This is a genomic window from Sorangium sp. So ce693, from assembly GCF_051521375.1.
GTDB classification, from domain to species: Bacteria; Myxococcota_A; Polyangia; order Polyangiales; family Polyangiaceae; genus Sorangium; species Sorangium atrum.
In genome coordinates, this window is the sequence record NZ_CP150347.1 from 7978530 (window position 1) to 8000315 (window position 21786).

Consider the following 21786-nt stretch of genomic DNA (forward strand, 5'->3'; position numbering starts at 1 on the left):
CGGGCGCGGTGGTCCCACGAGCGCCGGCCCCGCCTGCCGGCTAGGCGCGAGGGCCGGAACGGAGTAGGTTCCCGGCATGGCCGGATACCGCAGTCGTACATCCACCCAGGGGCGCAACATGGCAGGGGCGCGCGCGTTGTGGCGCGCCACCGGCATGAAGGACGCGGACTTCGAGAAGCCGATCGTCGCCATCGCCAACAGCTTCACGCAGTTCGTTCCGGGGCACGTCCACCTCCACGACGTCGGGCAGCGGGCGAAGAAGGTCATCGACGCCGCGGGCGGGTGGGGCGTCGAGTTCAACACCATCGCCATCGACGACGGCATCGCGATGGGCCACGCCGGCATGCTGTACTCGCTGCCGAGCCGGGAGCTCATCGCCGACAGCGTCGAGTACATGGTGAACGCGCACTGCGCCGACGCGCTGCTGTGCATCTCGAACTGCGACAAGATCACGCCCGGCATGCTCCTCGCCGCCATGCGGCTCAACATCCCGACCGTCTTCGTGTCGGGCGGCCCCATGGAGGCGGGCAAGCTCGTCGGGACGCACGACCGCGACGGCAAGCCCCTCATCCGGAAGCTCGACCTCATCGATCCGATGATCGCCGCGAGCGACGACAAGGTGACCGACGCGGATCTCGCCGCGATGGAGCGGTCCGCGTGCCCGACCTGCGGCTCGTGCTCCGGCATGTTCACGGCCAACAGCATGAACTGCCTCAACGAGGCGCTCGGCCTCGCGCTGCCCGGCAACGGCACGCTGCTCGCGACGCACGCCGCGCGCTGGGAGCTCTTCGAGGCGGCGGCGAAGCGCGTCGTCGCGCTCGCGCAGCGGCACTACGTCGACGGCGACGCCTCGGTGCTGCCGCGGAGCATCGCGACGTTCGAGGCGTTCGAGAACGCGATGGCGCTCGACATCGCGATGGGCGGCTCGACGAACACGGTGCTCCACCTCCTGGCGGTCGCCCGCGAGGCGCAGGTGGACTTCAAGATGGCGGACATCGACCGGATGTCGCGCAAGGTGCCCAACATCTGCAAGGTCGCGCCGTCGTCGCATCACCACGTCGAGGACGTGCACCGCGCGGGCGGCGTGCTGACGATCCTCGGCGAGCTCGATCGCGCGGGGCTCATCCACCGGCAGGTGGGCACGGTCCACACGGGCACGCTGGGCGAGGCGATCGACGAGAACGACATCCGCCGCCCCACGGCGACGGCCGCCGCGAAGAAGCGCTCGCTCGCCGCGCCGGGCGGCGTGCCGACCACGGTCGCGTTCTCGCAAGACAAGTACTTCGCCGACACCGACGATGACGCGCAGAAGGGCTGCATCCGCGACGTCGATCACGCGTACAGCCGCGAGGGCGGGCTCGCCGTGCTCTACGGCAACATCGCGGTGGACGGCTGCATCGTGAAGACCGCCGGCGTCGATCCCGAGATCTGGAAGTTCGAGGGGCCCGCGCGGGTGTTCCACTCGCAGGAGGCGGCGTGCGACGCGATCTGGGACAGCCAGATCCGCTCGGGCGACGTGGTCGTGATCGTCTACGAGGGGCCGAAGGGCGGCCCCGGCATGCAGGAGATGCTCTATCCGACGTCGTTCCTGAAGGGGAAGGGGCTCGGGAAGGCGTGCGCCCTCATCACCGACGGCCGGTTCAGCGGCGGGACGTCGGGCCTGAGCATCGGGCACGTCTCGCCCGAAGCGGCCGAGGGCGGGACCATCGGGCTCATCGAGGAGGGCGACCGCATCCGGATCGACATCCCCGCCCGGACGATCGATGTCCTCGTCAGCGAGGCGGAGCTCGATCGCCGCCGCGGCGCCGCCGAGGCGCGCGGCGCCGATGCGTTCAGGCCGAACCGCGATCGGAAGGTCTCCCCTGCCCTGCGGGCTTACGCTCTGATGGCCACGAGCGCCGCCAACGGCGCTGTCCGCGACGTCGGCCAGATCGAGCCGGGCGGGCGCGCCGGGGACGGCGCGGCCGCGAGCGGCTCGGGGCAGCGCAAGTAACGGAGCTCCAGGCGCCGTCCAGCCGCCGTGCCGCGCTGGCGAGGCGCGTACGGGGCCACAGCGCACGCAGCACGGCGTTCGCCGTCGATGGAACGGTGGCCGCCGCGCCGGCCACCCGAAGGCCGGCGCGCCCGGCGCGGGTCGAGCGCTGCAACGCTCCGGGCCGGTCCGGCATCAACAGCGACGGGGGTGCGCCCGGTCGCGTATGATGCCGTACATGAGAACATTGGCGCTCATCGTGGCCACCTCTCTCGTCTCGGGTTGCAGCCCGAAGGTGCGTGATTTCCCTGGTGACCACGACGTCGGGAGCGGTGGAAGCGGGGCCGGTGGCAGCAGCGGTGCCACCACCAGCAGCAGTGACACCACCAGCAGCAGTGACACCACCAGCAGCGGCGCGAGCAGCAGCGGCGGCGGCGGCGGGACAGACAGCTGCGTCGACCCGGCGGAGGACTGCCCGCCAGCGCAGGGCGCCTGCATGGAAGCGGTGTGCAGCGAGGGTGAGTGTGCGGAGCGGCCGAGGCCGGCGCGGACACCCTGCGGGGCAGACGGCAGCGCGCAGTGTGACGGAGCCGGGGACTGCGTGACGTGCGCCGGCGGCATGGCGTGCGAGTGCGGGGAGCCGGGTTGCCCGAACACGTGCGGATCGATGGACGTGATGGTCACGCCTCCGAGCTGCGCGGGGGGCGGGCCGGGCGCCGGGGACAGCTGCGGGCCGGGCGACGCGAGCTGCTGCGGCAACAGGATGGTCCCCTGTGGCACTTTCCTGAGGGGCTACGACGGGACGCCGAGCACGGACGACTCGTTCCCCGCGGCCATCAGCGACTTCCGCCTGGACAAGTACGAGATCACGGTGGGGCGATTCCGAGCGTTCGTGGATGCCGGGCAGGGCGTCCAGGAGAGCCCGCCGGCCATCGGCGCTGGCCGGCACCCCCACGTCAACGGCAGCGGGTGGGTCGCGGGGTGGAACACGCGGCTCGCGCCGAACACCGCGGCGTTGAAGGCGGCGCTGCAGTGCAATGGCGATCGCCTCTGGACGTGGACCGACGCCCCCGGGGCGAACGAGGAGCTGCCGATCAATTGCATCACCTGGTTCGAGGCGTTCGCGTTCTGTGCGTGGGACGGCGGCCGCCTGCCCTCGGAGGCGGAGTGGAACTATGCGGCTGCGGGAGGCGACGAGCATCGACCTTACCCGTGGGGCTCCGAGATCGACGGCGATCGCGCGTCCTACAGCTGCACAGGGGATGGGAGCGCCGCGGGGGCTTGCGCGCTGAGCGACATCCTGCCGGTCGGGTCGAAGCCGCGGGGCGACGGGCGATGGGGGCACTCGGATCTGGCCGGCAATCTGTGGGAGTGGACGATGGACTGGTGGCGGGATGCGCCCCCCACGCCGTGCATCGACTGCGTGCATCGCGTGGACGGCGATCGCGACGCGACGCGGGTCACCCGCGGCGGGAGCTACCGCGCGCCGGCGGCCGACGTGCGCGCAGGCAACCGCGACTTCAGCTATCCCATCGACCGCGTAAACAACATCGGCGCCCGCTGCGCCCGCTAGAGCGGCGGTCACCCGCTTCGGATACGGGCCCATCTCGACGTTTTCGGTGCTCAGCGCACTGGTGGAGTGCGCTTGCGCGCCGAAAACGCCGATCTGGGCCCGTCTCCTGTGCGGGAGACCGTCGCTCTGCTCGGCATGTGGCAGAGGGAGACCGTCGCTCTGCTCGGCACGTGGCAGAGGGGGGCGGAGGGAGACCGTCGCTCTGCTCGGCACGTGGTAGAGGGGGGCGGAAACGGCTGTGGATCGGACATCACGGGACGGCGCTGGACGCAGCGGGACGGCGCTGGACGCAGCGGGACGTCCACGTGACCGGATTCGACGCCGGGCGTGGTGTGCGATGTCGACGGTGAGACGCGGCGTGCTAAAGCGCGCGATCGTGGCGTCATCGAGGGGCCAGGCTCAGGCGCAGCGGATCACCGTCGTGGGCGCAGGGGTGATCGGGTTGACCACGGCGGTCGTCCTCCAGCGCGACGGCCACCGGGTGCAGGTGATCGCAGCGGCGCGCGGCGAGCGCACGACGTCCGCGGTCGCGGCCGCGCTGTGGCACCCTTTCCTGGCGAACCCGCCCGAGCGCGTCAACGCGTGGTCCTCGAGGAGCCTCGATGAACTCACGCGCATCGCGAACGAACACCCGGAGGCGGGTGTGGATCTCCTGACCGCGCGCGAGGCGGCGGACGACACGCGCCTGCCGTGGTGGGCTCCGAGCGTCCCGGACCTCGCGCTCGAGCCTGGACCCCACCCGCTGGGCGCGCCGTACAGCCTGCGATTCACGGCGCCGCGCATCGAGCCATCGTTGCACCTGCCCTGGCTGGAGGCGCAGCTCGACTGTCCAGTGCGCACCGAGCACGTGCGATCGCTCGCCGAGGTCGAGGGCGACTGCGTCGTGAATTGCACCGGGCTCGGGGCGCGCGCGCTCACCGGCGACAGCGAGCTCATCGGTGTCTATGGCCAGGTAGCGATCGTCGAACCAGGCGAGATCTACCCAGATGTCGCACTGGGTGATGAAAGGGACGAATCGGCGCTCGTCTATGTCATCCCAAGGCGTCGCGAGATCGTGATTGGCGGTTGTTTCATCCCGTCGCCCGATGATCGCCCGTTGACGCCTGATCCCGAGCTCGCTGACGCAATGCTCCAGCGGGTGCGCGCGGCCGGGCTCAGGCCGGGCCGCTTGCTCGGTTCACGTGCCGGGCTGCGCCCTTATCGGAGCACCGTGCGGCTCGAGCGTGAAGGCCGCGTGATCCACAACTACGGCCACGGCGGTTCGGGATACACGCTGGCATGGGGTTGTGCCCACGAGGTGAGCGCCATGCTGCGGGACGGCAACGCCTCGACATACGGCCATGTCTAGTGGAATGTGCCGAGCGCACTGTTCTGACGCGCGCCGTGATGTCAGCGTCAGAACGGCGCCTCCGGGCCTGTTCCTCGGACAAGGGCGTCGGCGCCAACGCCAGCTCACGCACGCCGCCGCAAACCAACGCAGGCTGACGCAGGCGGACGACGTCATCGCAAACCGACGCAACGGTTGCGTCGGTCGCAACTGTCGCAACTGTCGCAACGCTCGCAACGCTCGTAACGGCCGCAACCGTCACAAACCGAAACAAACGACGCTGCTTCTGGAATCCAGCCAACCAGAAAGCCCAACGCGACGCTCCGAAAGTCCCGTTGTGCTCCTGTTGCTAGGCTGCTAGATTGGATTCGTGCTCGTCTGCGAGCGTCTCCCGCCTTCTCTCGCAGTGGAACCGCCCGTGGCGCTCCCCTGTTCGTCCGAGGGAATGGCCGTGGACGGCCTCGCTCTGGAGGTCGCTAACCCCTGACGACCTCTCGGTGCCATCCGTGGAACGGTCCCGAGTGGTCGAACGTTCGTTTGCGCTTGATCCGGCGTACACCGTCCGCTGTCACCAACGTGAAGACCCGAAGCTTCCCCCGGGAGTTTTGAGCGCCATGAACAACGACGAGAACCGACTCAGTCGTCCATCGGGGCGGCCAGCCGTCTGGAGTTTCACGAGGAACAACGACGAGAAGTGCCCGAGCCGCCCCTCGGGAAGGCCGTCGGGGAGACCCTCGGGAAGGCCGTCGGGGCGGCCCTCGGGAAGGCCATCGGGGAGACCTTCCGGGCGGCCGGCCCTCTGGAGCGTCCTGCCGCTCGACAGCGGCTTGCTGCAGACCCGGACGATCGAGTGGCCGACGGTGGCGCTCTTCGCGGGGTCGTACGCCCTCTGGGCGACGGCCGTCTACGCGGGCGTCGCGGGCTGGGTGTCGACCGTGCCGGCCGTGCTCGCAGCGGCCGTCGCCGCGTATGCCGCCTTCACGCCGATGCACGAGGCCGCGCATCGGTCGCTGGCGCGCTCCGCGCTGCTGAACGGCATGATCGGGCGGCTGTCCGGGCTGCTGCTCGTGGCGCCGTTCCTGGCGGTGCGTCACTTCCACCTCGAGCATCACAAACACACGAACGAGGCTGATCGGGATCCCGACTACTGGAGTGGGCGCGGCCCGTGGTACGTGCTGCCGCTCCGCTGGGCAACACAGGATCTCCACTACTACTATCTATTTTTGCGCTCCTACCGCGCGCAGAAGCGCGCGGAGCGGATCGAGACGGTCGCGTCGCTCGCGGCCATGCTCGCCCTCGTGGCCCTGGCCTTCGGGCTCGGTTACGGCGAGCTCGCGCTCCTCTACTGGATCTTGCCGGCGCGGCTGGCGATCTTCTTCCTCGCGTTCGCCTTCGACTACCTGCCTCACTACCCCCACGAGATCACGGCGGCGCAGGACCGGTACAGCGCGACGCGCGCGGTCGACAGCGCGCTGTTCAACGTGCTGCTCTTCGGGCAGACGTATCACCTGATCCATCACCTCTACCCGGCCGTGCCGTTCTTCCGCTACCGGACCGTGTGGAAGCACCAGCGCGAGGAGCTCATGAAGCTCCGCTCGGAGAGCCTCCCCCCGTCGCGGGCGCCGTTGCCCCTGATCACGGCGGGCAGCCTCGCCGCGCCGCGGGCGCCCACGATCCAGACGGCCCACTCCCCGCAGGCCGCCGCCGAGCTCGACGCCATCTGATCCGAGCGGCGCCCCGCTCCACGGCGGTATCCGCCCCCCGCCCCTTCTCCTGTCACAAGCCCCGCCGAGCTGCGGTCTCCCGCACAGGAGACGGGCCCAGATCGGCGTTTTCGGCGCGCAAGCGCACTCCGGTGCGCTGAGCACCGAAAACGTCGAGGTGGGCCCGTCTCCGAAGCGGGTGACCGTCGCTCTAGAGGCGTACGCGGCGGCGGGCGCGAAGCGCTCGCGGCGGCAGCAGGACTTCCCGGAATAGCAGGGCCTCCGTCACGGCGCGGCGGTCCAGCGTGACGCGGGACGCGTCGAGGCGCGACCCGAACGCGTCGGGCCGTCGCTCGCTCGTGCCGAGCGCCGGGATCGCGGCGCGCGCCTTGATGAGGATCGACAGCGACTGCGCGGGCGCATGATGCGCCGCCAGGACCGCGCCCGCGAGGAGCGCCCGGGCGTCGAGGACGGCGGGGACCCGGCCGGCGAGCAGCGCGTCGCGCGCGCGCGAGGCCTCCTGCCGCTCGTGCGGGCCATAGTCGAGCCCGCTGATGTCCTGCAGACCGAAGCCGGACAGGGCGGTGAGCGGGCCGGCATAGAGGCGCTCCACGATCCACGCGGCCATGCTGGCGAAGGGCGAGAGCGGGAACGGGCGCAACTCCCCCCTCACGGGCAAGAGCAGGTCGTCGAGGCTCACCTCGGCGTGGCGGCGCGCCCACGCCTCCCGCAGGGCGCGCGCGTCCTCGTTGAGCCCGCCCCGCTCGAGGACCATGCACCCGATGAGCACGCGCAGGTGAGGCGGAGGGTGCTCGTCATAACGCGCGCCGGTCACGTCCGTCTGGACGGCGATCGACGCGTACGGCTCGTCCTCCTGGAAGAACAGCTCGCTCATCGTGAGCACGTAGGCGGGGCCGAACATGAGCGTGCCAAAGACGTCACAGAAGATCTCCTCGAACCACACGCCGAACACCCGCCTGAGCTCGGGAGCCCTGATTCGATCGCCTTCCAGCGCAGGCGGGCGCGCCCGCTCGCCCCCCAGGCCGAGCTCGCGGCGCAGCGCCGGCTCGAGGCCGTCGACCGAGGCCAGGAAATCGTGCCCTATCTCGTGCGCGAGCGCCGGCCAGCGCAGCGGGGTCGAGAAGAAGTCGACAGGGAGGAAGATGGGCGCGATCGACGTCGGGATGAAGCCCGTCCAGATCGCGAGATCGAAATCCGTGAGCTGCGTGGCCGGCGCTCCGCTCCGGAGCGGCAACCCCTCCGCCCGCGCGAACGCGATCACGGGGGCGTAGCAGGCGTCGGCGAGGGCGTCCGCGTCGCCGAGCTCGGGCAGGAGCGATGGATCGCGGCGCTGCCGCACGAGCACCGCGATCTCGCCGACGACGAGCTCGATGCGGTCCGCCGCGACCTCCGCCTCGCGCGCCGTGAGGCCCGCGTCGACGGCGGCGCGCAGGGACCCGATCTCGTGCGGGACGGCCCCGAGGAGCACGTCCGTGAAGCGCCGGTTCGCCCGTTCATGGCGCACCATCTCGCCGAGCGCCGCGGCGCTCTGCTCGAGCTCGCCGAGCCGCAGGAGCACCCCGCGCAGCCGGTCGGCGTCGGGCGCGCGCGGGGCGCCGAACGGCATCCCCGCCCACGGCGCAGCGCTCGGCGGCGCGACATCGACGAGCCCCGCATCGCTCCCCCGCGCGGCGTCGACGGGCGCCGTATCGCCCCGCGGGGCGTCCGCGTCGCCGGGCCGCGCGGCGGCACGCGCAGCGCGCTCGGCGCGCCTGGCTCGCACGCTCCCAACCATGCTCGCGAGCTTGACGATCGCCCAGATCACTCCGATGAGGGCGCCGACGTATTTCTCGAGGTCGATGTCACGCATGGCGCCCGTCCAGCGTCGTCGGGGCGCGGCTCGCGGGCCGCGCGGCTCTCCGGCCGCGGAGAGCGCGGCGACAACGCCCGGGGCGGGCCCAGCACCTCGGCGAGGACGAAGCGCCGCACGAGCGCGTCGCGGCGGCCGAGCCACGCCAGGAGCGGGCTCGGCGGGTCGCGCGGCGGCACCTCACGACTCCCCGACGGGATCGGGCTTGCCCCCCGTGGTGCCGGCGATGCCCTGGCGCATCTCGGTGTCGGCGATGACGTTGCGCATGTTGTAGTAGTCCATGACGCCGAGCTTGCCCGTGCGGAGCGCCTCCGCGACGGCGAGCGGGATCATCGACTCCGCCTCGACGAGCTTCGCCCGCATCTCCTGCGTCCTGGCCTTCATCTCCTGCTCCTGCGCGACCGCCAGCGCGCGGCGCGACTCCGCCCTGGCCTGCGCCACCTGCTTGTCCGCCTCGGCCTGCTCCGTCTGGAGCTTCGCGCCGATGTTGGAGCCGACGTCGACGTCGGCGATGTCGATGGAGAGGATCTCGAACGCCGTGCCCGCGTCGAGGCCCTTCTTGAGCACGTTCTTCGAGATGGTATCGGGGTTCTCGAGGACGTGCTTGTAGTCGTCGGCCGAGCCGATGGTCGAGACGACGCCCTCGCCGACGCGGGCCAGCACCGTCTGCTCGCCCGCGCCGCCGACGAGGCGATCGATGTTGGCGCGCACGGTCACGCGCGCGATCGCGAGCAGCTGGATACCGTCCTTGGCCACGGCCGAGACCTTCGGGGTCTCGATGACGCGCGGGTTCACCGACATCGCCACCGCCTCGAGCACGTTGCGGCCGGCGAGATCGATGGCGGCCGCGCGCGAGAAATCGAGCTCCATCCCCGCCTTGCCCGCCGAGATGAGCGCGTTGACGACCGCCTCCACCCGGCCGCGGGCCAGGTAGTGGGCCTCGAGCATGTCGACGGACACCTCCTCGAGACCCGCCTTCACGGCGCTGATCCGCGCGTTGACGATCTGATCGGGCGGCACCCGGCGCAGGCGCATCGCGATGAGCGTGAGCATCGAGACCCCGGCGCCCGACGCCTGCGCGGCGATCCACAGCCGGAGCGGCACCATGTACAGCGTCGCGACGATGGCGACGAGCACGAGCCCGCCGATCACGATGACCGAGATGATCTCCATATCCCTCTCCACCCGTCCCTGTCCGTGAAGGGCCGCCTCTCGCGCGCTCTCTAGGGCTTGCGCGGCTCGACGACGACCCGGTTCCCCTCCACGCTCGCGACCCGCACAGGCGTGCCCGCCTCCACGTAGAGGCCGTCGGTCACGACATCGACCGCGCGATCCTCGATCTCGACCGTGCCGGCCGGGCGGAGCGGCGTGAGCGCCCTGCCCTCCTTGCCGGCAAGCGCGGCGAGCCGCGCGTCCGGGCCACGCCCGCTCCGCTGGGTCTCGAGCAGCACCATCTTGCGGCCCACAGGCGTCCTCGGGACAGCCCAGAACAGGAGCCCCGCCACGCAGACGCCGGCGCCCAGGGCGAGCAGGCCGTAGCCGATCCCGAGGGACGCCCATGCGAGCGCGACCGCGCCGAGCACGGCGGCGCCGCCGAGGACCCCGACGAGGCCGACGCCGGGGATGACCAGCACCTCGATGGCGAGCAGCACGAGCCCCGCCACGAGCAGCGCGACGACGAGCAGCGCCGGCGTCACGCTCCGCGCTCCTCGTCCGCGCCGCGCGCGATCGCCCTCACGACGACCCGGCCCCCCTCCGCGCGGATCACGCGCACGCGGGCGCCGGCCTCGACGTAGCCGAGCTCCGAGAGCGCCTCCACGCGGCGGCCGTCGAGCGCGACCTTGCCCGAGGGGCGCAGATCGGTCGCGGCCGTGCCGAGCCGGTCCACGAGCGACGCGGGCGCCGCGGAGACCTCGGGAGGCCCTCCGACGGCGACGCCGCGGATCGCCGCGTCCAGGACGAGCCGCCGCCCGAAGCGCGTCCTCGGCGCGATGCGCGCGGCGGCCACGGCGAGCGCCGCCGTCGCCGCGAGCGAGCCGCACACCGAGGCGAGGGCGCGCGGCAGCCAGCCGGCGTGCCAGGCGACGTCGACCGGCACGCGCTCGAGATCGAGGAGCGAAAGGAGGAGGGCGCTCGCCACGCACGCGGCGCCCGCGACCCCAGGGACGACGTGCCCCGGGACCAAGATCTCCACCGCGATGAGGATCGCGCCGACGGCGAAGAGCGCGAGCTCCTCCCAGCCGGCGAGCTTCACGACGTGGTGCCCGAAGAAGAACAGCGCGAGGCACGAGAGACCGACGGCGAGCGAGACGCCGTGGCCCGGCGCGTAGAGCTCGAGGAGGATGCCGAGCATCCCGAGGGTCATGAGGACCCCGGAGAGCGTGGGATCCGAGAGGAAGCGCGCGAGCTGCTCGGCGAAGCTGGGGCGCGGGCGGGTGATCTCCGCGGGCTGGGCGCGGCCCAGGGCGCCGAAGAGGTCTGCCTCGCTGCCAGCCTGCACCTCGGCGACGCCCCACGCGAGCGCCTGCGCGCCGTCCAGCGTGAGCAGCTTCCCCTTCTCATCGAGGCCGGGGACCTCCACGTCGGCGTCGACCATGGCCTCGGCGATGTCGCCGCGCCGCCCCTTCGCCTCCGCGGTCGCGCGCATTTCCTTCCGCATGTAGGACACGACCTTCTCGGCGACAGGCTTCATCTCGCCTCCCTCACCGATCTGCACGGGCGTCGCCGCGCCGAGGGTGGCGCCGGGGGCGACCGCGATGACATCGCAGGCGAGCGAGATGAGCGCTCCGGCCGAGATGGCGCGCGGGTTGACCCAGCACACCGTGCGGGCGCGCGCCCGGAGCAGCGCGTCCCGGATGGCGAGCGCGGCGTCGATGCGGCCGCCGAGCGTGCTGATGTCGAGCACGAGGAGGTCGCCCTCCCCCTGGGCGGCGACGACGCGCTCCAGGAAGGGCGAGAGGCCGAGATCGATCGTCCCGGAGATCGCGACCACGGTGACCTTCCCCGCGCCCGGGATCGGCGGCAGCGGTCGCGGGCCGGGCGGCGCGGGGGTCCCCGCCGCGGCCGCGCCGCCCGGGCCCCCCGCGGGCGTCGCAGTCTCGCCTCGGGCGGGAAGGCACAGCGCCATCGTCGCGAGGAGCGCGAGGAGCGGGGTCGCGAGCCGCGCCCACCTCGCGGCCTGTTCCAGCAGGCGCCACAAACCAGTCAAGCCCCGCTCCCTGCTATGGCGGCTCGGCTCGCGCCGCGCGCCATGCTCCCTGAGGTTCACGCCGAAGAACGGCATGGCGAGGGTAGCGCATGGCGGCGCTCCACGATACCCCCTGCTCAGGCGGCTCCGCCGCTGCCAGCCATGAACCTCGCCACCGCGTCCGCGAACTCGGCTGGTCGCTCCACGATCCAGTCGTGGTTTCCCTTCGAGGAGACGACAAGGGTCGAGTCGGGGATCAAGCGTTGGATGGCGAGGGCCGAGCCGATCGGCACCGTGAGATCGCGCGCGCCCCAGGCGAGCAGCGTCCTCACGCGCACGCGCGCCGCAGGACCGCTCAGATCCGCGGTCGCGGCGATCCGCAGGAGGCTCAGCGCGCTCCGCGTGTGGAAGAGCAGGTTGTGGAGGAGAGCAGGCGTCCCCCGCGCGATGAAGCGAGGCGCCAGCGCCGCCTCGGCCGCGCGCGCGAGGACGAGCGAGAGGACCGAGCCCGGCGGGTTGAATCCGATGGAATCGACGAGCACGACCCCGGAGAGCCGCTCGGGGTACAGCGCCGCGACGATCAGCGCCACGGCGCCAGACAGCGAGTGGCCGATCAGCGTGACGCGCTCGAGGCGCAAAGCCCGCAAGGCCTCGGCGACGCAGCGCGCATACCGCTCCAGGGTCCACGGCGCGCGGAGCGGCGAGGCGCGGCCCGAGCCGGGCAGCTCCACGACGAGCACCCGCGCGTGGCGCGCCATCGCCTCGACCGCGGGCCGGTAAGTCGCGCCGTCGATCAGCATGCTGGGCAGAAGCACCGCGGGCTTGCCGGTGCCCGTCTCGGTCACATAAAGGATCTCGTCTCCGACCCAGATCTCACGCCCACCGCCTTCCGCCCGAGCAGCCCGCCTCGCCGCAGGGCGCGCGGAGATGGGCAGGATCTTCTCTCCTCGACCCGACCGCGGGACATACGAGCCGGCGACGAGGAGCGAGCGTCCGGCGCAGGATCCCGTCGTTCCGCTTCGTCGAACGCGCTTTCCCATGATCGGCGAGCCGTTGCCGGACGCGTGCCAGCGCGGGCTGGTTCGCCGCGAATTCGCCGCGGGGATCGCGTGAAAACCTGGAAGGCCGTTGAGCCTGTCGCGCGCCGCGCTAAGCTCGTCGACACAGGCTTCGACATAGCAATCTCCAGGCTGATTGGGGGCCAGCAGGCATGTCGCCGCGGGCCGAGAGCCGGACGGCGCCTGCTCGGATAACCAGCTCTTCTGGAATGACAGAGGCGATATGTTGAGGTTCCGCTCCACGTCCGGAGATCGGAAGCCGCCCGAGCTCAGCGTCTCGGCGCTCTCCGTATCCGCTGCGATGTCCGTCCTCTCCCAGGGTGCATGGGGGACGGACGCGCCGCCCGCTGCGGAGGTCCAGTGGGCCTACGCGCTCGTCGCTGCGCTCGGGTATCTGCCGGCCGCGATCGAGATCGCCGCAGCCACGCTGCGGCGGACAGGGATGTCGGCCGAGGTGTATTTGCGGAAGAACGCAGCGCAGCTGGATCCGGGGGGACCCGAGGGGGAGATCGTGGGTGCGGTGCTCGGCGACGCGCTGGAGTCGCTCGGCGAGGAGGCGCGCCGGGTGGTGCATGCGCTCGCCGTGCTGCCTCCGACGGGCGTCCCGCTGGAGGTGGTCGCCGCCGCGGCGGGGAAGCCGGCGCCCTCCGCTGCGCGGCCGCTCCAGCTGCTCGTGCATGGGCGGGTGGTGTCGCTCGAGCAGGGCTCGCAGACCTTCACGATGACGCCCCCCGTGCGCGCCGCGGCCCGCGAGGACGCGGCGGCCGACGCGAGGCGCTGGGATGCGCTCCACCGGAGCTCGGCGGACGCGATGCAGGCGCTGCTCTTCTGGACGGCCGCGGTCGAGGGGCGGCCGGAGGCGGCGTCACGCCGGCGCGTCGCCTGCGAGCTCTTCGCGGCCCTCGACCTCGCGCCGTTCCGGGACGGCGAGCGCGGCGCCGAGGTGCTGGCACGAGCGCTCGTCGATGCCTGCACGGTGGTGGACCTCGGGCTGCCGGCCGAGCTCCAGCAGCGCTTGCTCGACGAGGCGGCGCGGCTCTCGGGCGACGCGCTCCCCGAGCTGCGCGAGCGCGCGCTCGCGGCGCTCGAGAGCGCGCGACGCTCCGAGCTCGCGAGCAAGCGGCGCGGCACCTTCGGGACGCTCCGCGCGACGCCGGCCGCTCGCGAGCGCGGCCGCCCGGGTCACCGCGACGTCCTCCGCAAGGCGGTGCGCGCGAACGTGCAGCGCGCGGCGGCGCGGAGCTCGCCGCCGGCCGACGACGAGGTCTTCCGCAGCGCAAAGGAGCTGCTCGCGCGCGGCAACCGGCGCCTCGGCGAGGGCGCGCTCGAGGCCGCCGTGGCGGACTACAGCGAAGCGCTCGCCGCGTTCGAGGCGGCCACGCACGGGCGCGGCCAGGCGACGGCGCTCCTGCTCCGCGGCGACGTGCGCCGGCGGCAGGGGGACCTCGCGGCCGCCGCGCGCGATCACGAGCGGGCGCTGTCGCTGTTCAAGGCGGCGTCGGACAGGGCCGGAGAGGCGATGGGGTTGCTCGCGCGCGGCAACCTCCGGCTCGACCAGGACGAGCTGGCGGGGGCGGCGAGCGACTACGGGTGCGCGCTCACGCTCCTCAGGGCTTGCCGCGATCGCCTGGGCGAGGCCAACGTGCTGAAGGCGCAGGGCGATCTGTGCTTCAGGGAGGGGGACCTCGCGGGCGCCGCGCGCGACTACGACCGCGCGCTCTACATCCTCGAGGGCGTGGAGGAGCGCGTCCTCAGCCAGCTCCGCTCGCCCCCGCCGAGCAGCCGCGATGAGCGTCGCGGCCCGAGCTCCCACGCCCGCGCCGCGCGCGAGGTGCTCGCGCAGCCTGATCTCCTCCGGGCGCTCGGGTGCGAGCAGACCCATGCGCGCACGTGGCAGGCGCGCGGCGACCTGCGCCTGCGAGAGCGGCAGACGGCGCTCGCGGCGCGCGACTATGGCAATGCGATCCTCCTGTACCGGGACAGCGGAGATCGCCGCGGCGAGGCCGCCGTGCTCAAGGCGCGCGGCGACCTGCGCCGCCAGAGGGGTGCGCTGCCGGGCGCGCAGCGCGACTACGAGGATGCGCTGCGGCTCTTCGAGGAGCTCGGGGACAGCGCGGGCCAGGCCGCGGTGCTCCACGCGCGCGCCGATCTGCGCTGCGAGCGGGGCGACACCGCGGGGGCGGCGCTCGATTATACGAGGGCGCTCGCCCTGTTCGACGCGACGGGCGATCCCGCTGCGCATCCGGGCGCAAAGGGCGCCGTCACGGGCGTCTCCCACCGCGAGGACCCGCCGCGCCGCGCCGCGGCGGCTGTCCCGCGGTGAGGACGGGGCTGCGCGGGGACTGAGCTTCAAGGCCCCCAGTCGCGACCGGTCACCTTCCTACCAGGCTGCGCACAACATCGACTCCGCCCGCTCGATGTCGCCGAGCTCCGCATCGGCAAAGCCGAGCTCCTCGCTGGTGCAGCAAGCGTTGCGACGGTCGCCAGTCTGGCCAAAGGCACGTAGCGCTGCTTCTATTCCGCAGACGCTGGCGCTCAGATCATCAGTACACGTCGCGTGGCCCGCTAGCGGCTTCGCTGCCGCTCGAGCCGCTCTCGCATCACGTTGGGAATCCTCCCAGCCGCCTCGATCGCCCTCGCCAGCGCCGCCTTCGCGTCCTCGTAAAGGCCGCGCCGCGAGCGCGCTCGCGCCCGCGCCTCGATGACCTCGATCTGCTCCTGCCCCACAAAGTGGCGAGCGGACCGCTGCTCGAGCTCGTCCCATTCCTCGTCGCTCGCCTCCCGCGTCGCCAGGTCGATCATCGACCACAGCACCTCTTCCGCGGGGGTCATCGCCGTGGGCTCGTGCCCCGCCGCGGCGGCCTTCGCCTGCTGAGCCCGGATGAGCTCGATGATCTCCCGCGCCCTGCCCTCTTCGCCCTGATAAAGGAGCAGCCTCGCCTGAAGGAGCTGGACCACCGGCCGTATCCCCTCCCCCCACCGCTGGCGCTCCAGCGACACGGCCCGCTCCACGTGCGGCACGGCGGCGTCTAGATTGCCCATCAGGTAAAGGTATTCTCCCAGGTTGAACTCGCTTACGAGCTCCATGAGCCCGAGACCCAGCTCGCGCGAGATGGTGAGCAGTCGACAAAAATCCAGGATCATCCCCGCGCTGTCCCCGAGACAGGCCCGCAGGAGCGCCCGGGCGTTGATCGCTGGTCCGAGATGCAGGAGATCGCCGCGCTCCTCGCACATGCGGACCGCACGATTCAGCACCGTGCCTGCCTCGTCCAGCTTCCCCAGCCCCGGGTAGATGAAGCCCAGGAGGAGCAACGACACGACGAGCGTCTCGTAGCCCTCGTCGCCTAGCCCTTCTGCCTGCGCCGCCGAGCGCTCGAACTGATGCGCCGCCTCTTCATCGCGGCTCTCGCGGTGGAGCGAGCGCGCCGCCGCCATCGCGAGCCGCGCTGCCAGCGCGGGCGGCAGATCGCCGCGGACGAGCGCCCTCGCGTCCTCCACGCGCTGCTTGGATCGGCTGTAGTCGTCCATCCAGTCGAGCGCCGTTGCCTCGTCGAGCAGGATCTCGATCTGCTCGATCACGTCGCCTTCCTCGACCGCCATCGCGCGCCCGCGATCGAGATCCCCGAGCGCATCGTGATAGCGCCCCAGCCGGTAGCGCATCAGCCCCCGGCCCCGGTACGCCTTCCTCCGCCGCACCCCAGGCGCCTCGACAGGCTGCGCGAGCGCCCGGCTGTAGTAGAGCTCCGCCTCCACGTAGGCGTGCCGCGCCCGCGCCCGCTCGGCGAGCTCCAGGTAGGCGTCCTCCGCGACCGTCGCGAGTCCCGCCTCGGCCGCGTGGTGCGCGATCCTGAGCCGCCGCTGCTCCCGGCCTTCGTGAGCCGCCTCGCGGTGGTACTCGTACGCCGCCAGGTGGATCCGCCGCCGCTCGGCCTCGGCGACGTCCTGCGCGACCGCCTCGCGCACCAGCGCGTGGCGGAAGCGCAGCCGGTCCTTCCGATCGCCGACCAGCACGCCCACCTTCAGCAACCGCTCGGTCCCGACGCGCGCATCGAGCGGGAAGGACGCGCCGTCGCCGCGGAGATCCAGCTGGCGCAGCACGCCCGCGATCTCGTCGATCGACACCTCTGCGCCAAGCAGCGAGACGAGCCGCGCGTGCGCCCCGAGCGCCGGGCCGAGCGCCGCGATCTCCGCCTGCGCCAGCGGATCGAGCGACGGCAGCACGGGGAGGCGCTCGAGCTCGTCGGTCGCCAGGTACCACGCGTCGCCCCGCAGGTGCCGGCGCAGGATCCCCTCGCGCTTGAGCCCGTGCACGAGCTCCACGAGCAAGAGCGGCACCCGCTGCGAGCGCTCGAGCAGGCGATCGATCGCCGGCTCCGGCACGTCCCGCGCGGGCAGGAGCAGCCGCCGGCACAGCGCCCGCGCGCTCTCGTCGTCCAGCGGCTCGAGCCGCAGGGCCTCGTGTCGCGCGGCGCGCTCGCCCCACGAGGGGTGCGCCTCGGCGAACGCCGGGCGCCCCATCGCGCAGACCCACAGCGGCGTGGCCTCGTCCGCGAGCGCCGCGTACTCGAGCGCAGCGAGCGTGGCGTCGTGGGCGAAGTGCGCGTCGTCGAGGAGGACGATCACGGGCGACGCGGTCGCGCACTGGCGCAGGCACTCGCCCGCCGCCCGCACGCGCGCCGAGCGAAGCGCGCCGGGCGCGGCCCGGAGCGCCTCGAGCTCGGGGAAGATGTCGACGCCCGTCTGCTCGTCCACCCATCCGAGCGCCATCGCCAGCCCCAAGCGGAGCTCCTCGCCGAGCACGGCGCCGAGCGACTCCGGGAGCGCCCCGCGGACGCCGCTCTCCGGGGGCTGCTCGGGCACGCAGAGCGCCTTGCGCACGAGCTCGTGGAGCGTCGCGTCCGAGGCGCCGCTCGTGGGCTCCTGCCCGCGCAGCTCGATGATCCGGGCGTGCGGCAGGCGCTCCCGGAGCTGCTTGCCGAGCTCGACGAACAGGCGACTCTTCCCGAGGCCGGGCCCGCCCGTCACCGAGACGACCGTGGGCTTCTTCAGGCAGAGCGCCTCCTCGGCGCTCTGCAGGAGCTGCTCGAGGATGTCGCGACGGCCGACGAACCCGCCGGGGCGCGTCGCGTCCCGCGACTGATCCTCGATACCCGGGGGGAGTTCGTCGCCCGCTGGGACGTGCGACGGCTGCGGGAGCGCGGCCGACGCCTCGGGCGTGAGGAAAGGCCCCAGCGGCCCGGCGGCGGACGGCCACCGCTCGGCGCGCGAAAAGAGCGGGCTCAGGAACCGCCGCGTCCCATCCGGGCGCGCCTGGATCGACACAGGCGCGAGATCGATGAGGACCCGCGCGCACAGCCCTCGTCGCAGGAGCTCGTCGGCCGCCCGCTGCGCGCGGCGTGCGGGGCTCGCCGTCCCCTCCTGGCCGAAGACCCCCACGTAGCGAGCGCCGGAGGCGTGCGCGAGCTCGCCGCCGAGCGCCAGGAGCCTGCGCTGCACCGCGATGCGATCGGCCGCGCTCTCGAAGAACAGGAGCCCCGTCACGCGGCGCTCGATGCCAGCCGCGGAGCGCGACCCCTCACGCGCGCTCGCAGCGACCTCGTCCCGGAGCGCGCGCTCCAGCGCCACGCGCAGCTCGCTCGCGCTCGCGAAACGCTCGCTCCGTTCCTTGGCCAGGCAGCGGTGCACCACCTCCTCGACCGCCTGCGGCACCGCCGCGCAAACCGACAGGCGCGGCGGTCTGCGGCTCCGATGGTCCTCCAGCACCGCCGCGCGCGGCCCCCAGAACGGGGGCCGGCCCGCGAAGAGCTCGTACAGGATGACGCCCATCGCGTAGATGTCGGCGCGCGCATCGAGATCGGGCCACCCGGCCGACTGCTCCGGCGCCATGTACTCGGCCGTCCCCACGGCGAGGTCCTCGTCCTGCCCGTCGTAGCGCCACCCCACGACGCGGGCGATGCCGAGGTCGATGAGCGTCGCCTTCGCCTCATCGACGAGGATGTTCTCGGGCTTGAGGTCGCAGTGCACGTAGCCGCGCGCGTGCACGGCCTCGAGGGTCGCGAGCGTCGCGAGCCCCAGCCGGGCGGCCTCCTCGAGCTGCGGCGCGGGGCGCGCCGCGAGGCGGGAGGCGAGCGTGGGCGCGGCGATGTGCTCGATCACCACGTACGGCGAGCCGTCGTCCAGCGCCCCCCACGCGTGCACGGCCGGCACGTGGGGGGCGCCGATGGCTGAGAGCGCCTCGACCTCACCCCGGAGGCGCTCGGCGGCGCCGCGGCGATCGGCGCGCGCGAGCTTGATGGCCACGCGCGCGCCGCCGCCCTCCGGCTCGGCCTCGAAGACGAGGCCGAAGCCCCCCTGCCCCAGCGTCCTGCGGGTCCAGTAGCCAGGGAAACGAGGCAAGGCAACGGGGACGACCCCCGTGATCTCCGGAGGAATCGACGACTGGCCGGACGGGGGCCTAGCGGACTGCGCGCACTCGGGGCACGCGCCCTGATTCCGCCGCCCACAGCCCGGACAGCGCCCCGCTTCCCGGGCCGCGCGTTCCGGCGCCTCGTCTCGCAGCGCTTCCGAGCGCATTCACGCTCCTATGGGGCGGCCGTCAAGAATGTGGTCACCACCTGATCCGTGCGGACATAAGGGCTGACGACATAATTCGTGACACACCCCCTGAAGTAGCCGGCGTTGGCGTCGATCCCGTTGCACAGCTGATTGCACGAGCCCCAGATCACCATGGAGCCGCACTGTTGCCAAGTGACCTCCCCGGTCGTCGGGTTGGTCTCGACGTGGCCGGCCGCGCAGTCGCGTTTCACCTGGCGCGCACGAACGTAGCCCACCGAATCGTAGCAGGCCCCCACGTACGGTGTCGTGGAGAACAGGTTGCCCCAGAACGCGCCCTCTCTCACCGAAAACTCCGCGCGCTCCGCCGCAGTCGACGCCAGCTCGTTGTTCCGCAGGGAGATCCTCACCGAGACACCGTACCAGTTTACCCGCGCGGCGAGGCAGGCCGAGATCTGATGCTGGACATAGGTATCGTTGCCGATGCCAGCGGTCGCCCACCAGTGCGCGTAGCCGAGGTCGCCGCGGTACACCTCCGGGTGGACGACCCCGCTGCTGTCGGTCCATGAGAACGAGAACGTCTGGTCGGTGCGGAGCGAACAGCTCACGACGTAGCGCAGGAGCTCCCTGGACAGGGCGCCGGTCTCTCCCGGGTTCTGGATGGCCGACTTCGAGTTCAGGCTCAGCGCGTTCAAGCTCAGCGCGTTCAAGCTCAGCGCGTTCAAGCTCAGCGCGTTCAAGCTCAGCGCGTTCAAGCTCAGCGCGTTCGGAAGGAAGCCGTTGTCGGCAACGAGCTCGCTCTCGGCCTCCCCGACGAGCTCCTCCGCCTGCTCGTCGAGCTCGGCGCCGATGCAGGCAGCGGTAAGCAGAGGTAATGCCAAGACCGCAACACCTCGTGAACAGCAAAGAACCATGATGGTCCCCCTTTTCATCGCCGCGTTTTGGCGTTTAAGGTCGAGTAGCCGCAAAGTTTAAGTTACCATTTCGAAATGCTTCTGCATAGCGCTTTAGTAAAGGATGCGTTCGATCCGGAGCGCGCGCTGGCAGCGGCACTGTAACGCACCGCGACGCATCACGACGCACGGCGCGGAGGGGCAGATGAGCGACGAAGAGGACGAGACCAGGCCGTTTTCGGATTTCGAGAGGTCGGCCGCGCGCGGCGAGTTCCCGCCGGGGACCCTGGCGGGCGAGTACATCCTCGAAGGATTCATCGCGCGTGGCGGCTGCGGTGTGGTCTACGGGGCGAGGCACGTCCGATCGGGCAGACCCGCCGCGGTCAAGGTACTGAGCGAGGCGGTAGCCCACTCTCGCCGGGTAGTCGATCGGTTCGCACGCGAGATCGATGTGCTGCGGTCGATATCCCACCCCAACATCGTGGAAATCTACGGAGTTGGTGAGCTGAACAACCATCAGCCGTTCTATGTCATGGAGCGCCTCGAGGGCCAGACGCTCGACGCGTTGATCCGGTCCGAGACGCGGCTCACGCAGCGCGAGACGCTGGAGTTGATGGAGCCTGTGTGCGCTGCGCTAGCAGCCGCGCACACAGCTGGCATCGTTCACAGGGATGTGAAGGCGAGCAACATCTTCATCTGCTCGGGCCCGCCACGTACCGTGAAGCTGCTCGATTTCGGAATCGCGAAGATGATGGCGCCCGAGGAGGGGTCGACATGGCTCACCACGGCCGGACGTATGCCCGGGACGCCATCCATCATGGCCCCAGAGCAGATCCTCGGCGGTCCCATCGATGCGCGGGTGGACGTCTATGCGCTTGGCGTCCTCCTTCATCGCATGCTGGTGGGCCGGTTGCCGTTCCACACGCACGACATGGATGAGATGGTGCGGAAGCACCTGGAGGAGCAGCCGCTGCCCCCGAGCCTGCGGGTCCCGCTGCCCATCGAGCTCGACGCGGTGGTGCTGCGGTGCATGGAGAAGCGGCGGGAGCGACGCTTTGGCTCGGTCGAGGAGCTGATGCGCGCGCTCAGGGACGCCATCGGCGGGCCCGCGTCGGGCATGCCGAGCGGGCCCGACCCGACGCACCCTGCGGTGGCGGTCTACCTGGAGGTCCGGACCCGCGGCGACGCCGGCGAGCTCGACGACGCGTTGACCTTCGATATCGGTCGGGTGCTCGATATCGCCGAGTCACAGCTCTCGCGCGCCGGGTTCATCCTGGCGTCGATCACGGGCAACGAGGTGCTCGGCGTTCGTCTCCTCCCGGCAAACGCGGCAGAGGCGCTGCGGGAACGGCGCGCTGCGATCGAGCTCGCGACCGCCGTGCACCGCGCGCTGGCGCAGCGACCGGAGGCGGACCCGCGCCTGCACGTCAACGTGTGCGTGCACGCGGACGACGTGCAGGCGCGCCTCTCGATGCAGCCCGAGATCACCGGGGGCGCGCTCATGTGCGCGGGGCACTGGGCTCCGGCCGACGACGTGCAGGGGGTGTTCGCGACGCCGAGCGCGAACGCGGGCCTGCTGGACGACGAGCCGACCCCCACGCGCCGCGCGTAGCCACGAGCCGCAACGAAAGAGAGCGCGCCGCGGGGCGGA

The 21786-nt window shown here is 72.0% G+C and carries 13 protein-coding genes; 6 read left to right on the top strand and 7 right to left on the bottom strand.

Going from position 1 to position 21786, the window contains the following annotated elements; all coding sequences use genetic code 11:
* Positions 1-76: 76 nt before the first annotated feature.
* The 4 genes from ilvD to WMF14_RS29640 all read left to right on the top strand — a co-directional run bounded on the left by ilvD (position 77) and on the right by WMF14_RS29640 (position 6596).
* Positions 77-1993: a dihydroxy-acid dehydratase gene (gene ilvD / locus WMF14_RS29625; protein WP_437791441.1), complete on the top strand. Its 1917-nt coding sequence runs from the start codon at positions 77-79 to the stop codon at positions 1991-1993.
* A gap of 217 nt (positions 1994-2210) precedes the next feature.
* Positions 2211-3545 carry a formylglycine-generating enzyme family protein gene (locus tag WMF14_RS29630; protein WP_437791444.1) on the top strand — a complete coding sequence of 445 codons (1335 nt, stop codon included), beginning with the start codon at positions 2211-2213 and terminating at the stop codon, positions 3543-3545.
* A 337-nt stretch (positions 3546-3882) separates the two neighbouring features.
* Positions 3883-4893, top strand: a complete 1011-nt coding sequence (locus WMF14_RS29635; protein WP_437791446.1) for an FAD-dependent oxidoreductase — start codon at positions 3883-3885, stop codon at positions 4891-4893.
* An 806-nt stretch (positions 4894-5699) separates the two neighbouring features.
* A complete protein-coding gene (locus tag WMF14_RS29640; protein ID WP_437791449.1) occupies positions 5700-6596 on the top strand; it encodes a fatty acid desaturase in 897 nt (298 codons plus the stop codon).
* 190 nt (positions 6597-6786) lie between these two features.
* Here the strand turns inward: WMF14_RS29640 and WMF14_RS29645 are convergent, their stop codons facing one another.
* The 5 genes from WMF14_RS29645 to WMF14_RS29665 form a co-directional block, all read right to left on the bottom strand.
* Positions 6787-8445, bottom strand: a complete 1659-nt coding sequence (locus WMF14_RS29645) for a hypothetical protein (protein ID WP_437791452.1) — start codon at positions 8443-8445, stop codon at positions 6787-6789.
* 180 nt (positions 8446-8625) lie between these two features.
* Complete coding sequence (gene floA / locus WMF14_RS29650) at positions 8626-9618, bottom strand: flotillin-like protein FloA (protein ID WP_272094269.1); 993 nt, start codon at positions 9616-9618, stop codon at positions 8626-8628.
* 50 nt (positions 9619-9668) lie between these two features.
* Entirely contained in the window at positions 9669-10142 is a 474-nt protein-coding gene (locus WMF14_RS29655; RefSeq protein ID WP_272094270.1) for an NfeD family protein, read from the bottom strand.
* Positions 10139-11653: an NfeD family protein gene (locus WMF14_RS29660; RefSeq protein WP_437791456.1), complete on the bottom strand. Its 1515-nt coding sequence runs from the start codon at positions 11651-11653 to the stop codon at positions 10139-10141. The genes WMF14_RS29655 and WMF14_RS29660 overlap by 4 nt, the downstream gene beginning before the upstream one ends.
* 116 nt (positions 11654-11769) lie before the next feature.
* Complete coding sequence (locus tag WMF14_RS29665; RefSeq protein WP_437791458.1) at positions 11770-12477, bottom strand: alpha/beta fold hydrolase; 708 nt, start codon at positions 12475-12477, stop codon at positions 11770-11772.
* 436 nt (positions 12478-12913) lie between these two features.
* Between WMF14_RS29665 and WMF14_RS29670 the strand changes: the two genes are divergently transcribed.
* Entirely contained in the window at positions 12914-15013 is a 2100-nt protein-coding gene (locus tag WMF14_RS29670; protein ID WP_437791461.1) for a hypothetical protein, read from the top strand.
* A gap of 242 nt (positions 15014-15255) precedes the next feature.
* Here the strand turns inward: WMF14_RS29670 and WMF14_RS29675 are convergent, their stop codons facing one another.
* Positions 15256-19086, bottom strand: a complete 3831-nt coding sequence (locus tag WMF14_RS29675) for a protein kinase domain-containing protein (protein ID WP_437791463.1) — start codon at positions 19084-19086, stop codon at positions 15256-15258.
* Between the two features lie 185 nt (positions 19087-19271).
* Positions 19272-20123: a hypothetical protein gene (locus WMF14_RS29680; RefSeq protein WP_437791465.1), complete on the bottom strand. Its 852-nt coding sequence runs from the start codon at positions 20121-20123 to the stop codon at positions 19272-19274.
* A 217-nt stretch (positions 20124-20340) separates the two neighbouring features.
* Between WMF14_RS29680 and WMF14_RS29685 the strand changes: the two genes are divergently transcribed.
* Positions 20341-21747 carry a serine/threonine protein kinase gene (locus tag WMF14_RS29685; RefSeq protein WP_437791467.1) on the top strand — a complete coding sequence of 469 codons (1407 nt, stop codon included), beginning with the start codon at positions 20341-20343 and terminating at the stop codon, positions 21745-21747.
* Positions 21748-21786 lie beyond the last annotated feature (39 nt).

What these genes read in the sequence shown, in the direction of transcription:
- WMF14_RS29635 (WP_437791446.1), top strand. Translation starts at nt 3,883, where the DNA reads ATGTCGACGGTGAGACGCGGCGTGCTAAAGCGCGCGATCGTGGCGTCA.
- ilvD (WP_437791441.1), top strand. Translation starts at nt 77, where the DNA reads ATGGCCGGATACCGCAGTCGTACATCCACCCAGGGGCGCAACATGGCA.
- WMF14_RS29670 (WP_437791461.1), top strand. Translation starts at nt 12,914, where the DNA reads ATGTTGAGGTTCCGCTCCACGTCCGGAGATCGGAAGCCGCCCGAGCTC.
- WMF14_RS29630 (WP_437791444.1), top strand. Translation starts at nt 2,211, where the DNA reads ATGAGAACATTGGCGCTCATCGTGGCCACCTCTCTCGTCTCGGGTTGC.
- WMF14_RS29645 (WP_437791452.1), bottom strand. Translation starts at nt 8,445, where the DNA reads ATGCGTGACATCGACCTCGAGAAATACGTCGGCGCCCTCATCGGAGTG.
- WMF14_RS29685 (WP_437791467.1), top strand. Translation starts at nt 20,341, where the DNA reads ATGAGCGACGAAGAGGACGAGACCAGGCCGTTTTCGGATTTCGAGAGG.
- floA (WP_272094269.1), bottom strand. Translation starts at nt 9,618, where the DNA reads ATGGAGATCATCTCGGTCATCGTGATCGGCGGGCTCGTGCTCGTCGCC.